The organism is Microbispora hainanensis (assembly GCF_036186745.1).
Classification (GTDB): Bacteria; Actinomycetota; Actinomycetes; order Streptosporangiales; family Streptosporangiaceae; genus Microbispora.
The window spans coordinates 1,372,823-1,385,885 of the sequence record NZ_CP108086.1; the positions used below are offsets into that span (position 1 = coordinate 1,372,823).

Annotated in this window: 13 protein-coding genes; 10 read left to right on the forward strand and 3 right to left on the reverse strand. The window is 71.7% G+C overall.

Annotation, left to right across the window (positions count from 1 at the left end; genetic code table 11):
• Positions 1–8: 8 nt before the first annotated feature.
• Together OHB01_RS06220 and OHB01_RS06225 are read left to right on the forward strand one after the other, a co-directional pair.
• The gene (locus tag OHB01_RS06220) at positions 9–329 is read left to right on the forward strand and encodes an EF-hand domain-containing protein (protein ID WP_312845788.1); all 321 of its coding nucleotides are present in this window, start codon (positions 9–11) and stop codon (positions 327–329) included.
• Positions 330–473: 144 nt separating this feature from the next.
• The gene (locus OHB01_RS06225) at positions 474–1,631 is read left to right on the forward strand and encodes a PucR family transcriptional regulator (RefSeq protein ID WP_260617513.1); all 1,158 of its coding nucleotides are present in this window, start codon (positions 474–476) and stop codon (positions 1,629–1,631) included.
• Between the two features lie 159 nt (positions 1,632–1,790).
• Here the strand turns inward: OHB01_RS06225 and OHB01_RS06230 are convergent, their stop codons facing one another.
• Positions 1,791–2,915, reverse strand: coding sequence for an NAD(P)/FAD-dependent oxidoreductase (locus tag OHB01_RS06230; protein ID WP_142651561.1), 1,125 nt, complete (start codon positions 2,913–2,915; stop codon positions 1,791–1,793).
• Between the two features lie 100 nt (positions 2,916–3,015).
• On the opposite strand from OHB01_RS06230, the gene OHB01_RS06235 reads away from it, so the two are divergent.
• Positions 3,016–3,669 (forward strand): helix-turn-helix domain-containing protein, encoded by a 654-nt coding sequence (locus OHB01_RS06235; protein ID WP_240972088.1) that lies wholly within the window; start codon positions 3,016–3,018, stop codon positions 3,667–3,669.
• Between the two features lie 112 nt (positions 3,670–3,781).
• Here OHB01_RS06235 and OHB01_RS06240 read toward each other — a convergent pair whose 3' ends face one another.
• On the reverse strand, positions 3,782–4,504 hold the full coding sequence (locus OHB01_RS06240; RefSeq protein WP_142651562.1) for a uridine kinase: 723 nt from the start codon (positions 4,502–4,504) through the stop codon (positions 3,782–3,784).
• A gap of 92 nt (positions 4,505–4,596) precedes the next feature.
• Here OHB01_RS06240 and OHB01_RS06245 point away from each other — a divergent pair, with 92 nt between their 5' ends.
• From OHB01_RS06245 to OHB01_RS06270, 6 genes are all read left to right on the forward strand, one after another.
• Positions 4,597–5,763, forward strand: coding sequence for a homogentisate 1,2-dioxygenase (locus OHB01_RS06245; RefSeq protein ID WP_147943155.1), 1,167 nt, complete (start codon positions 4,597–4,599; stop codon positions 5,761–5,763).
• The gene (gene fahA / locus OHB01_RS06250) at positions 5,745–6,851 is read left to right on the forward strand and encodes a fumarylacetoacetase (RefSeq protein WP_260617514.1); all 1,107 of its coding nucleotides are present in this window, start codon (positions 5,745–5,747) and stop codon (positions 6,849–6,851) included. The genes OHB01_RS06245 and fahA overlap by 19 nt, the downstream gene beginning before the upstream one ends.
• Before the next feature lie 38 nt (positions 6,852–6,889).
• A complete protein-coding gene (locus OHB01_RS06255; RefSeq protein ID WP_328855071.1) occupies positions 6,890–8,065 on the forward strand; it encodes a L,D-transpeptidase in 1,176 nt (391 codons plus the stop codon).
• Between the two features lie 46 nt (positions 8,066–8,111).
• On the forward strand, positions 8,112–8,543 hold the full coding sequence (locus OHB01_RS06260; RefSeq protein ID WP_328855072.1) for a VOC family protein: 432 nt from the start codon (positions 8,112–8,114) through the stop codon (positions 8,541–8,543).
• 112 nt (positions 8,544–8,655) lie between these two features.
• Positions 8,656–9,087, forward strand: a complete 432-nt coding sequence (locus OHB01_RS06265; RefSeq protein ID WP_142650967.1) for an NfeD family protein — start codon at positions 8,656–8,658, stop codon at positions 9,085–9,087.
• A 2-nt stretch (positions 9,088–9,089) separates the two neighbouring features.
• Positions 9,090–10,184: an SPFH domain-containing protein gene (locus OHB01_RS06270; protein ID WP_205830933.1), complete on the forward strand. Its 1,095-nt coding sequence runs from the start codon at positions 9,090–9,092 to the stop codon at positions 10,182–10,184.
• A gap of 352 nt (positions 10,185–10,536) precedes the next feature.
• Here the strand turns inward: OHB01_RS06270 and OHB01_RS06275 are convergent, their stop codons facing one another.
• A complete protein-coding gene (locus OHB01_RS06275) occupies positions 10,537–11,916 on the reverse strand; it encodes an FAD-dependent monooxygenase (RefSeq protein ID WP_328855073.1) in 1,380 nt (459 codons plus the stop codon).
• 337 nt (positions 11,917–12,253) lie between these two features.
• Here OHB01_RS06275 and OHB01_RS06280 point away from each other — a divergent pair, with 337 nt between their 5' ends.
• The gene (locus OHB01_RS06280; protein ID WP_328855074.1) at positions 12,254–12,643 is read left to right on the forward strand and encodes a hypothetical protein; all 390 of its coding nucleotides are present in this window, start codon (positions 12,254–12,256) and stop codon (positions 12,641–12,643) included.
• Positions 12,644–13,063: the final 420 nt, after the last annotated feature.

A 13,063-nucleotide genomic window follows, 5' to 3' on the forward strand; every position in this document is an offset into this window, starting at 1 on the left:
GAGACGACATGCTGGCACCCGCCACCGACAAAATCGCGTCCCGCGGCTTGACCGCGATCCCTGGGGGCAGCAGCGTGCTTTCAGCTAGGGTGCTGATCGCGATCCCGGAGGAGGACGGCATGAGCGAATATGCGGCGACTTTTCAACTTATCGACGCCGACGGGGACGGGCGGATCTCCGCCGAGGAGCTCGTACGCCTGATGGAGGTGCTCGGCCGGCCGCTGACGCCGCAGGGGGCGCAGGGCGCGATCGACCGGGTCGACGCCGACCGCGACGGCCTGATCAACCTGGAAGAGTTCGGCGCCTGGCTGAGCAGCCACCAGCGCTGAGCAGCGGTGAAGAGCAGCAAGCGGCGTCGAGCAGCGGTGAAGAGCAGTGAGCTGCGTTGAGCCGGCGTTCGAGCGGGCGTTCGAGCCGACGTTCGAGCGGGCGTTGAGCGGGCGCTGAAAGGCCACGACGAGTTCTGGGGCGCGGTGCCGGCGGGCGTCGCGAGGCTGCTGCGTCCCCACGTCGGCGAGGTCGCGGACCAGGTGATCGCGGAGATCCAGCGACGGGTGCCCGAATACGCCCGCCCGGAGGACGAGGTCTACATCAAGGTCCTGCGGCTGGCCGTCAACCAGGCGCTGCAGGGGTTCCTCGAACGCATCGAGAACCCGCGTGCGCCGTGGGACCCCGAGATCTTCCGGACGATCGGCAGGGGCGAGGCCGCCGAAGGACGCGACCTCGAACCCTTCCAGACCGCCATGCGGCTGGGCGCGCGGGTCGCATGGCGGCGGCTCACCGAGGAGTCCGAGCGGCTCGGCCTCGATCCGCGCACGCTGTACGACCTGGGCGAGGCCATCTTCGTCTACCTCGACCAGCTCGCCGACGCGGCCGCGGCGGGCTTCGCCGAGGCGCGGGCGCACGCGGCGGGCGAGATGGAGCGCCGCCGCCGGCGGCTGCTCGACCTGGTGCTCACCCGTCCGGCGGCCTCGCCGGAGGCCGTCGCCGACCTGGCGAGGGCGGTCGGCTGGCGGCTCCCCCGCACGGTCGCCGGAGTGGCCCTGGAGGAGCGCGACGGCGGTTCTCCCCTGCCGGTGCTGCCGCCCGACGTGCTGACCGGGCTCGACCGCAACGTCCCGTGTCTCGTGGTGCCGGACCCTGGCGGCCCCGGGCAGGTGCAGGCGCTGGAGAAGGCGCTGCGCGGCTGGCGGGCGGCGATCGGCCCCGCCGTGCCGCTCGCCGCCGCCGCGAACTCGCTCGGCTGGGCCAGGGAGGCCCTCGACCTCGGCACCCGCGGCATCCTGCCCAGCCGAGGACTGCTGCGCTGCGCCGACCACATGGCCACGCTGGTCGTCTTCAAGGACGAGGACCTCGTTGCCGCCCTCACGGAGGTGCGCCTCGCGCCCCTCGCCCACCTGCGCCAGACGCAGCAGGACCGCCTGGCCGAGACCCTGCTCGCCTGGCTGCGCCACGGCCGGGGCGTCGCCGAGGTCGCCGCCGCGCTCCACGTCCACCCGCAGACCGTGCGCTATCGCCTGCGCCAGATCGAGCAGTTGTACGGCGACGCGCTCGCCGACCCCGACGTCCGGTTCGAGCTGGAGATCGTCCTGCGCGCCCGCCAGGCCCGCCATAACCCGCCCGGCGCATAGGACCCGGCTTCAGACCCCGGCGTTCAGGACTCGGCGTTCACAACCCGGCATTCAGGACTCGGCGTTCACGACGGCGCCCACGACCCGGCGTTTAGGCCCCAGCATTCGGGACCCGGCCTTCACGACCCGGCGTTCACGACGGCGCCCACGACCCGGCGTTCAGGACAGGGTGCCGCCGCTCGTGCGCAGGCCCCGGGTGGCCTGCCGCTCGTGCAGGCCGAACCGCGCCTCCGGCTCCCGCGTGCCGTCGAGGATCTCCGCGACATATCCGGCCAGGACCGGGGCGTGCTTGAACCCGTGCCCGGAGTCGCCGCCGAGCAGCCAGACGCCGTCGTCGATCTCGGCGATGATCCATTCGGCGTCCCTGGTCAGCGAATACTGGCATACCTGGCTGAACACCACCGGCGCGCCCACCAGCGAGGGGAACCGCCTGGCCAGGTAGGCGCGGGCCTGTTCCTCGGTGTGCCGCAGCACCCGCCTGCCGCCGCTCTCCGGGTCGTACGGCTCGCCCTCGGCGTCGCCGGTGATCTTCATTCCCATGCCGTCCAGGTCGCCGTGCCCGTACGCCGACAGGTCGTAGTCGCAGAACGCGGGCAGCGGCGGCGTGGTCCAGTCCCTGGGCACCCCGAAATGGTAGGTGTCCTGCCGCGTCACCTCGATGTGCCCCACCTCGAGCGGAAACAGCCGCGGCAGCCACGCGCCGCACGCCCACACCACGCGGTCCGCCGTCAGCACCTCGCCGTCCGCCACGACCCCGGCCCCTCGTCCGTACGGCACGGCCCGGGCCCGCACCTGCCGTACGCCGGAGGCGGCGGCCAGGCGCGCGGTGACCTGCGTCGCCCGCCGGGCCCGCAGCACGCCGGCGTTCGGCTCCCACAGCACGAAGGCGAGGTCGTCACCCCGCAGGCCGGGGAACCGCCGCGCCGCCTCGGCGGGGTCGAGCAGCTCGTAGGGGATGTCGAGCCGCTCCAGAACGTGGGCGCTGCGCGTCTCCCAGCCGTCCGGGTCACGGGCGAACCACATCAGCCCCGACTCGACGAACAGCTCCTCGCCGGTCCGCTGCTCCAGCCCGCGCCAGGCGTCGCGGGCCTGCCAGGCCAGTCGGGGATACCAGTCGTCGGAGCCGTGCGCGCAGCGCAGCAGGCGGGTCTCCCCGGCGCTGGCCTGACGAACGTGACCCGGCGCGTACTGCTCGACAAGCGTCACGCGCCAGCCCTCGTCGGCCAGCCGCAGCGCCAACGACGCCCCCCAGATCCCCGCCCCCACGACGATCGCCGACTTCATCCACCGCTCCTTGATCGCGGACCGACACGTGCATCCGACGTAGGCTACGTCGAATGCGGGCTCCGTCTACAGAGGCACCTGTGCGGCGATAATCGGAGACATGATGGCGGCCGAATCGGCGCAGACACTCGAACGAGGTTTACGGCTGTTGCGGCTGCTCGCCGACGCGGACCGGGGCCGCACGCCGACCGAGCTCGCCCAGGAGCTCGGCCTGAGCCGGCCGATCGTCTACCGGCTCCTGACGACCCTGCAGGCCGAGGGTTTCGCCCGGCGGGACGCGCAGGGCCGCGTGCATCTGGGTTTCGGGGTGCTCGTGCTGGCCCAGGCCGTACACCCCCTGCTGCGGGCGACGGCGCTGCCCGCGCTGCGCGCGCTCGCGGAGCAGGCCGGGGCGACCGCCCACCTGACCGTGGCCGAGGGTGACGAGGGCCTGGCGATCGCGGTGGTCGAGCCGTCGTGGACCGACTTCCACGTCGCCTATCGGGAGGGCTCCCGCCATCCGCTGACGCGCGGCGCGGCCGGGCTGGCGCTGCTCGCGCTGCGCGAGGGCCGTACGGAGCCGCCGCTGCACACGAGCAGCGGACATCTCCAGGAGGGAGCGCAGGGCATCGCCGCGCCGATCCCTGGTCTGCCGTGGCTGGAGGCGTCCGTGGGCCTGGTCAGCTTCGCCGACCTCGACGCGGACAAGGTGGGCCCGCTGGTCCTTGAGGCCGCCTATCGCCTCACGTCCGCCCTGTCCGAGCCCTCGCGCTGACCCTCACGCCTCACGACCGCCCCGTCCGTGCCCCCGCGCCGACCCTCACGCCTCACGCCCCGGGCTGACGTTCACCACTCACGCCCGCCCCGTCCGAGCCCTCGCGCGGCGGTCACCACTTCAGCAGCCGCGGTTCGCCGAACAGCGTGTTGTCCACGGCCACGTCGGCGCGCGCCAGCGGATCGGCCTCGGCGATGTAGAGGCGCTCGGCGGGCAGATAGCGGTGCAGGTGCAGCGCCTCCGCCTCCGACCCGGCCCAGTCCTGGTCGCGTTCGGCCCCACGGCGCACCGAGGTCTCCGGAGACACCTCGATCCAGACGCGCAGGTCCCAGTACGCGTCGATCTCCGGGCGGAACGCGAACACCCCGTCGACGATCGTGATCGCGCCGGGCGCGGCGGCCGTACGCACCGACGAGTGGTCCACCTGCGTGAGCGGGTCGATGGAGCACAGCGCCACGTCCCCCGAGCCGTCCGGCCCCGCCGGTTCGAGCAGCAGGGCGATCGCGGCGTCGTAGTCGTAGGCGTTGCGGTAGTACCCCTCGCCCGACTCCCGGTCGTACAGGTGCCGGTCGCGCCACGGCCGTTTGAAGTCGTCGAGGCTCGCCCGCAGCACCTGGCGTCCCGCTCCGGCGAGGTGCTCGGCGAGCTCGTGGCCGAAGCTCGTCTTCCCGGCCGCCGTGAGCCCGTCCACACCGACGCGCAGGCGCCCGTCGCCGAGAGCCAGCACGCGTTCCGCCACCCGCCGGACCAACGCCGTACGCGCGGGGGACACGGGCGCCGGCGTCGGCTGCCGCCAGGTCGAGACGGACAGGTGGATCTCCGCGGTTGCGCTCATGCCCCACAGCTTGACATTCCCGGCGGCATGGCGAATCGTCGTACATATATAGGACACTCGCGTCCGATAAACGGACGAGCATGGGAGGTGTCATGCCGTACTACCGCATGGTCGGGGAGGTGCCGCGCAAGCGCCACGTGCAGTTCCGCGCACCCGACGGCGGGCTGTACAAGGAGGAGCTCATGGGAGAGGAGGGCTTCTCCTCCGACTCCTCGCTGCTCTATCACCGCTATGCGCCGACGGCCATCGTCAAGGCCGAGGCCGTGGACGCGGGAGCGCCGGGGCTCACGCCCAACCTGCCGCTGTCCCCGCGCCATTTCCGCACCCGGGACCTGACGCCCGACGGCGACCTGGTCTCCGGGCGCATGCTGCTCGCGGGCAACTCCGACGTCCGCATCTCGTACGCCGCGACGGACGCGCCCAGCGAGCTGTACCGCGACTCGATGGGCGACGAGTGCGTCTACATCGCGAGCGGCCGGGCCCGGTTCGAGTCGGCGTACGGCGCGCTCGACGTGGCCGAGGGCGACTATGTGGTGATCCCGACCGGGACGATCCACCGCTGGGTGCCCGAGGGCCGGGTGACCGCGCTGGTGGTGGAGGCGTCCGGGCACATCAGGCCGCCGAAGCGCTACCTGTCCCAGTTCGGCCAGTTCCTGGAGCACGCGCCCTACTGCGAGCGCGACCTGCGCGCGCCGGACGAGCCGCTGCTCGTGGACGGCGAGGAGATCCCGGTGCTGGTCAGGACGCGGGGCGGGCTGACCAGGCTGACCTACGCCCATCACCCCTTCGACGTGGTGGGCTGGGACGGCTGCCTCTATCCGTACGCGTTCAACATCCAGGACTTCGAACCGATCGTGAAGCGCACCCACGCGCCGCCGCCGGTGCACCAGACGTTCGAGGGCCCGGGGTTCGTCGTCTGCTCGTTCTGCCCCCGGCCGCTGGACTTCCACCCCGAGGCCGTGCCGATCCCGTACAACCACCACAACGTGGACTCCGACGAGTTCATGTTCTACGTGGGCGGCGACTACACGGCCAGGAAGGGATCCGGCATCGACGTCGGCTCGATCTCGCTGCACCCGGCCGGCTTCACGCACGGCCCGCAGCCGGGCGCGGTGGAGGCCGCCGTCGAGGCCGTACGGCAGGGGCACACCGAGACGACCGAGATGGCCGTCATGATCGACACCTTCCGTCCGCTCGACCTCGGCCAGGCCGCCCTCGCGTGCGAGGACACCGACTACGCGTGGACGTGGGCGCGGTGAGCTTCGGGCTCGACAACCTGCCGTACGGGGTGTTCTCCCGGCCCGGGGAGCCCCGCAGGGTCGGCGTCCGGGTCGGGGACCACGTCCTCGACCTGGCGGCGGCCCTCGGCGGGGACGTCTACGCGGCGCCCAGCCTCAACCCGCTGCTGGCCCTGGGCCGCGCGGCCTGGCGGGAGACGCGGGCGCGGGCACGCGACGCGGCGGCAACGGGCGACCACCTGATCCCGCTGTCGGAGGTGACCCTGCACCTGCCGATCGAGGTGGCCGACTACGTCGACTTCTACGCCTCGCTTGAGCACGCCTCGAACCTCGGGCGGATCTTCCGCCCGGACGACGAGCCGCTGAAGCCCAACTGGCGGCACCTGCCCGTCGGCTACCACGGGCGGGCGGGCACCGTCGTCGTCTCCGGGACGCCGATCAGGCGGCCGTGCGGGCAGCGGCCGTCGTTCGGCCCGTCGCGGAAGCTCGACATCGAGGCGGAGGTCGGCTTCGTCGTGGGGGTGCCGACGCGGCTCGGCGAGCGCGCCGGCGCGTTCGAGGACCACGTCTTCGGGGTGGCGCTCGTCAACGACTGGAGCGCCCGCGACATCCAGGCATGGGAGTACGTGCCGCTCGGGCCGTTCCTGGGCAAGTCGTTCGCCACCTCGATGTCCGCGTGGATCACGCCGCTCGACGCCCTGGAGGAGGCCAGGGTCGAGGGCCGGTCGCAGGAGCCCGAGCCGCCCGCCTATCTGCGCAGGCAGGAGCCCTGGGGGCTCGACCTCACCCTGCGCGTGGAGCTCAACGGCGAGACGATCGCGACGCCGTCGTTCCGCGACATGTACTGGACGCCCGACCAGATGCTCGCCCACATGACGGTGAACGGCGCGAGCCTGCGCACCGGCGACCTGTTCGCGAGCGGAACGGTCTCGTCGGTCGGGCAACCCGGCTCGCTCATCGAGCTGACCTGGAACGGCGCCGACCCGGTCAAACTGCCCGGCGCGACCCGGACCTTCCTGGAGGACGGCGACGTCGTCACGATCACCGCCTGGACCCCGGGCGGGATCAGCCTCGGCGAGGTCTCGGGGAAGGTCCTTCCGGCGACTTAGCGTATTTCTGTCGTCACCCATCGCTATCTTGGGTGCCCGTGAAGCCACGCACCCTGCCTCCCGCCGCCCGCGTCCTGCTCGCGGTGCTGCTCGTGGCCTGTCCCGCGCTCGCCGCGGGCTGTGCCGTACGCGTGCCGCCCGCGCCGCGCATCACGATCAGCCCCGCCGACGGCGCGGTGGCGGTGTCGCCGGACGCGGCGCTGGTCGTCAGGGCGGAGGGCGGCAGGCTGACCAGCGTGCTGGCGTTCGCGGGGCGAGATCAGGTGCCCGGCGCGTTCGATCCGGGCCGCACCGTGTGGCGGTCGTCGTGGACGCTGCGCCCGGGCACGCAGTATGTCGTCAACGCCGTCGCGACCGGGCCCCAGAGCGTCACCGCCCAGATCGCCGGCCGGTTCCGCACGCTCACCCCGCGCCACCAGGTCGCCGTCGCCTCCGTCGTCCCGTCCGACGGGGAGACCGTCGGGATCGGCATGCCGGTCATCCTGACGTTCACCCGGCCGGTCGAGGACCGCGCGGCGGTCGAGCGGGCGCTGGAAGTGCAGGGGCCTGCCGAGGGCGCCTGGCACTGGACGAGCCCCACCCAGGTCGCCTACCGGCCGCGCACATGGTGGCCGACCGGCGCCGAGGTGCGCGTCACCGCCCATCTCGCCGGGGTCCGCGCCGCCCCCGCCACGTACGGCTCCGCCGACCGGAGCGTGGCCTTCACCGTGGGGCGGGCCATGATCAGCACGGTCGACACCCGCACGCACCAGATGGTGGTGCGGCAGGACGGCAAGCCGGTCCAGCGCATGCCGATCAGCGCGGGCATGGCGACCACCAGGGAATACACGACCACGAGCGGGATCCACCTGACGATGGACAAGGGCAACCCCGTCCGCATGGTCTCCCCCGGTCGCCACAAGGGCGACCCCGGTTACTACGACATGCTCATCGACTACGCCGTACGGATCTCCAACAGCGGCGAGTACGTCCACGCGCTCGACAACGTGTGGGCCCAGGGCCGGGTGAACGTCAGCCACGGCTGCGTGAACGCCCGCCCCGACCAGGCCAGGTGGTTCTACGAGCACGCGCTGCGCGGCGACCCCGTCATCGTCACCGGCACCACGCGCGAGCTGGAGTGGAACAACGGCTGGGGCTACTGGCAGCTCTCCTGGCCCCGGTGGCTGGCCGGCAGCGCCCTCCGGCACGAGGCCACCTCTCCTGACGCCTCTTGACATAGGGCGTCGCAATCGAGTCAGCGCCCTGCATTACCGTCGAGGCATGGCAGTAGCAATCGACTTGACCCTTTACTGCGAGAACGCGCGGCTCGTCGCCGAGTTCTGGAAGACGGCGCTCGGCTACGTCGACGACATCCCGGCGACCGAGCACGCGGCCGGTGAGGAGTCCCTCGCGCGGTTCGACCTGCCGGCCGGGGGTGCCGAAGACGACGGCGTCTTCCTCCGCGACCCCGAGGGCAACGGCCCCCGGTTCTCCGTCCTCCGGGTCCCCGAGCGGAAGACGGCGCAGAACCGGCTCCACATCGACGTCCGCGTGCCGGGGGACGGCACGCCCGCCGACCGGTGGGAGCGGATCAGGACGGAGGCCGCCCGGCTCGTGCGCGCCGGCGGCACGATCCTGGAGGCGTTCGACGACCACATCCTGATGGCCGATCCCGAGGGCAACGAGTTTCGCGTCACCGCTTTCCCCGCGTGAGACCCCGGGTCCGCCGCGTGAGGCCCGGCCTCTGGGACAACGCGACCTAACGCGTTAGGTTTGAGGAGGAACCCCACCCGAGCGGTGTTCGTTCATCGCTATGGAGGCGGCAATGGACCCCTGGATCATTTGGCTCATCCTGGCGGCGGCGCTGGGCGTGGCGGAGATCTTCACGCTGACCGCGTCATTGGGGCTGCTGTCCGTCGCGGCGCTGCTCACGACCGCCGTCGCGGCCGTCGGGCTGCCGCCCGCGCTCCAACTCGTCGTGTTCGTCATCGCCTCCGCCGCCGGCCTCGCCGGAGTGCGCCCGATCGCGCTCCGGCACATCAAGCAGCCGCCACCGAAACGCTTCGGCGTGTCCGCGCTCGTCGGCAAGTCCGCGTACGTGACCAGGGAGGTCACCGGCAGGGACGGCCGGGTACAGATCGGCAGCGAGGAGTGGTCGGCCCGTGCCTACGACGAGACGCTCGTGATCCCGCCGGGGGCCACGGTCGACGTCATAGAAATCGAGGGCGCCACGGCCCTCGTATATCCCCGGGAGTGAGCATGGACGCTGCACTGATCGCCGGAATCGTCATCGCGTTCGTCGCGATCCTGACGGTGCTGCGAGCGGTCCGGATCGTGCCCCAGGCCAGAGCCGGCAACGTCGAGCGCCTGGGCAGGTACTACCGCACGCTGGGCCCCGGCCTGAACTTCGTCATCCCCTACATCGACCGGGTCCGCCCGCTGCTGGACCTGCGCGAGCAGGTGGTGTCGTTCAAGCCGCAGCCGGTGATCACCGAGGACAACCTCGTCGTGGACATCGACACGGTGCTGTATTTCCAGGTCACCGACCCGCGGGCGGCGGAGTACGAGATCGCCAACTTCATCCAGGGCGTCGAGCAGCTCACCGTGACGACGCTGCGCAACGTGGTCGGCGGCATGGACCTGGAGAAGACGCTCACCTCCCGCGACATGATCAACAGCCAGCTCCGCGGCGTGCTGGACGAGGCCACCGGCAAGTGGGGCATCCGGGTCAACCGGGTCGAGATCAAGGCGATCGACCCGCCGAAGACCATCAAGGACGCCATGGAGAAGCAGATGCGGGCCGAGCGGGACAAGCGCGCGGCGATCCTCACCGCCGAGGGCCAGCGGCAGTCGCAGATCCTCACCGCCGAAGGTGAGAAGCAGAGCGCGATCCTGCGTGCCGAGGGTGAGCGCACCTCCCAGATCCTCAAGGCCCAGGGCCAGTCGCAGGCGATCGACGAGGTGTTCCAGGCCGTCCACCGCAACGACCCCGACCCCAAGCTGCTCGCCTACCAGTACCTCCAGGTGCTGCCCCAGCTCGCCCAGGGCCAGGGCAACACGATGTGGGTGATCCCGAGCGAGGTCACCTCGGCGCTCAACACGTTGTCGAAGGCGTTCACCGAGTCGTTGCCCGCGAGCCGGGCCACCGTGACCGACGGCCGGGAGCACGAGCGGAGGACGGCGGGCAGCGAGGCGGTCGCCGAGGCCGAACGCGCCGCCGCCGAGGCCAAGGCCGCGGCCGAGGACAGCGAGCTGGGGCCGCGCCAGATCGAGGCCGGCCGCCCCGCCCTCGGCACGAACGGCATCCCCTCCCCCGACCCGGCCCACGCCGTACGCCCGGACGAGCAGGCATAACGCCCGGTCGGCCACACGGCTCCCCAGCCCTCGGGCGGGGGGCCGCCCCGGCTCGTGGGGTGTCCGCTGGGCACGTCGGTCACTGCACCGAAGGAGACCTCGCGGTGATGCCCGGCGGACGTGTCGCCGGATCTTGCGCAAGTCGGTCGCTGTGCCGGCGGAGACTTCGGTCCGCGGTGATGCCTGGCGGACTGCCCACGGGTCTTGGGCAAGTCGGTCACTGCGCCGCAAGGAAGCTCCGGTCCTCGCGAAACGCGCTTCGCCGGGTCTTCGCTGCGGTCCTCGCTCCCTTCCGCTCCGCTCCCTCCACCCCGGTCAACGTCGGGCACCGACCGGGATCGGTCCGGCGGGGTCACACCATGGCCAGGTAGGCGGCGAGCTCCTCGGCCGAGGACGTGGAGATCCCCACGTATCCGTCCGGCCGTACGAGGGTGTGCCGCTCGCCGCCGTACGGCTCGGCCGGCGCGTACGCGCGCACCTCGGGGCCGCCGGGGACGTGCGGAGCGGGGTCGGGGGACAGCAGGGTGAAATGCGGGCCCCGCAGCAGGTCGAACATGCGGGCCCGCGTGCCGTCCGCCAGCGTCAGCGGGCCGTCCGGCACCCGGTCGCCGCCGCGCAGGGCGAGCGAGCCGCCCCGGTAGCTCAGCGAGAGCTGGTAGGTGTCCTCTCCGCGTTTGTAGGACTTCTTGTCGGCGAGATCCACGCTGAGGCCGAGCACCCGGGCGGCGACGGGCCTGCGCTCCTCCTCGTAGGTGTCCAGCAGCGCCTCCGGGCCTCCCGCGAGCACCCTGGCGAGCTTCCAGCCCAGGTTGTAGGCGTCCTGGACACCGGTGTTGAGCCCCTGCCCGCCCGCCGGCGGGTGCACGTGGACGGCGTCCCCTGCGAGGAAGACCCGGCCGGACCGATACCGGTCGGCGAGGCGGATGTTCACCCGATAGAGGGAGGACCACAGCAGCTCGGTCAGGCGCACCCTGCGCAGCATCGACCTCTCGGCGAGGATCCGCTGATACGCGGACAGCGACTCCTCCGGCGTGCTCCCCGGCTTCAGTGAGGCGATCATCTGGAAGGTGTCGGTGCCGGCCATCGGATAGAGCGCCACCATCCCCCGGCCCGGCCGCACCCAGACGTGGATGTGGTCCCGGTCGAGCCCCTCGACCCGTACGTCGCCGAGGGCCATCCGCTGCTCCTCGCGGGTCTCGCCGGCGAAGCCGATGCCGAGGGCCTTGCGCACCGGGCTCCTGCCGCCGTCCGCCGCGACCAGGTAACGCGCCCGCACGCACTCTCCCGTGGCGAGCCTGGCGGTCACGCCGTCCGCGTCCTGCTCGAATCCGGTCATCGCGCTGCCCTGCTCCACCTGCCCGCCCAGCTCGGCCAGGCGCTCGCGCAGCACCGCCTCGGTGCGCCACTGCGGGTGCATCAGCACCGTCGGGTACGGCACGGCGTCCGTGGCCGCGGCGGACCTGTGCATGCGGGCCCGCCAGATCGGCACGGCGCCCACCCTGACCGCCAACGGCGGGTAAGGCGTCGCCGCGGCGAGGATCGGGCCGATCACCCCGAGGTCGTCGAAGACCTCCTGCGTACGCGGTTGCAGGCCCTTCCCCTTGGAGCCGGTGGCGGGCTCGGGCGACTCGTCCACGATGCGGAAGGCGACACCACGGCGGGCCAGGTCCACGGCGAGGGTGAGCCCGGTGGGCCCGGCCCCGACGATCAGTACGTCCGTGTTCTCATGCATGCCCCGACCGTGACAGGCCGCTCTGCCAAATCCCTGTCACGCGCCTGCCGCGCCCCGCTATCCCGGTCCGATCTTGATCTGCCTGGACGACTTCTCGGACTCCGACGGCAGCAAAGAGTAGTGATGCGAATACCCATTGTGGCGTAAGGTCGGCTCGTGTTGTGGGCCTTCGTTGATGAGAGCTGCCGGGTGCGCGCGGACGACGACTGCGTCTATGCCTTGGCTGCGGTTGTCATTCCCTCCAGCGGGCTTGAGCACGTCAGATCGTCGATGGACGCTGCGGTACGGGAAAGCCCCGACGGTGCATTGGAGGACGGAGCGGACGCCTCGCAAGTCAGTGATCGCGCAGGCAGTGGCGTCCATTGATTTCGCCTCGGTGGTGGCGGTCAGCCTGCACGACATGGGCAGCCGTCCGGAACGCGCCCGGCGGCACTGCCTGCTTCGATTGCTGCCCGAACTGTCGGCACACAATGTCGGTACGGTGGTCTTCGAGTCGCGCAGGACGCAAGACGCGCATGACCGCGCGATCTTGACCGTGCTACGCAGACACGGCCAGGTCGCGGCGGGGATGACGGTCAGGTGGGAGCGAGCCAGCTCGGATGCCGCGTTGTGGGCCGCCGATGTCCTCGCCGGCATCGTGACAGGGTGGCTGGGCGGGGAGAACCTGTGGTGGCCCCTGTTCGAGAAGCGGGTCACTTTCCTGGAAGCAGGAGAAAACCACCGTTGAAAACGCGAACGCCGGGCTCCCGATTCCATCGGGGGGTTCCCGGCGTCACTTCCGCATCCCAGGGGATGCGACACACACAGTATCCGGATACTGCCTTTCCGCTGTCAAGCGCGTCGTCCCGCGGCACACGGCGGCGAGCGCTCCAAATTCCCGTGACGACTGTCGTCGCCGTACGTGAGGAGTGAGTCGACGGGTACCCGATCAGGGGGACTACTGCTGCCGGACGCGTGAGGGGAAGGCTTTGACCGGGTGCGTGGACATCTCCGGGGAAGGGCGAGCGGTTCCCCGCCGCCTCACCGAGACGAGGTGCGCGCACCGGTGCCTGACCCCGTCACAAGGGGGCCAGTCCTGAGGAGATCATGGAGGCGATCTGGGTGGCCGCGGAGATGCGCGCCGGCGGCGCCTACGCGCACTCCACCC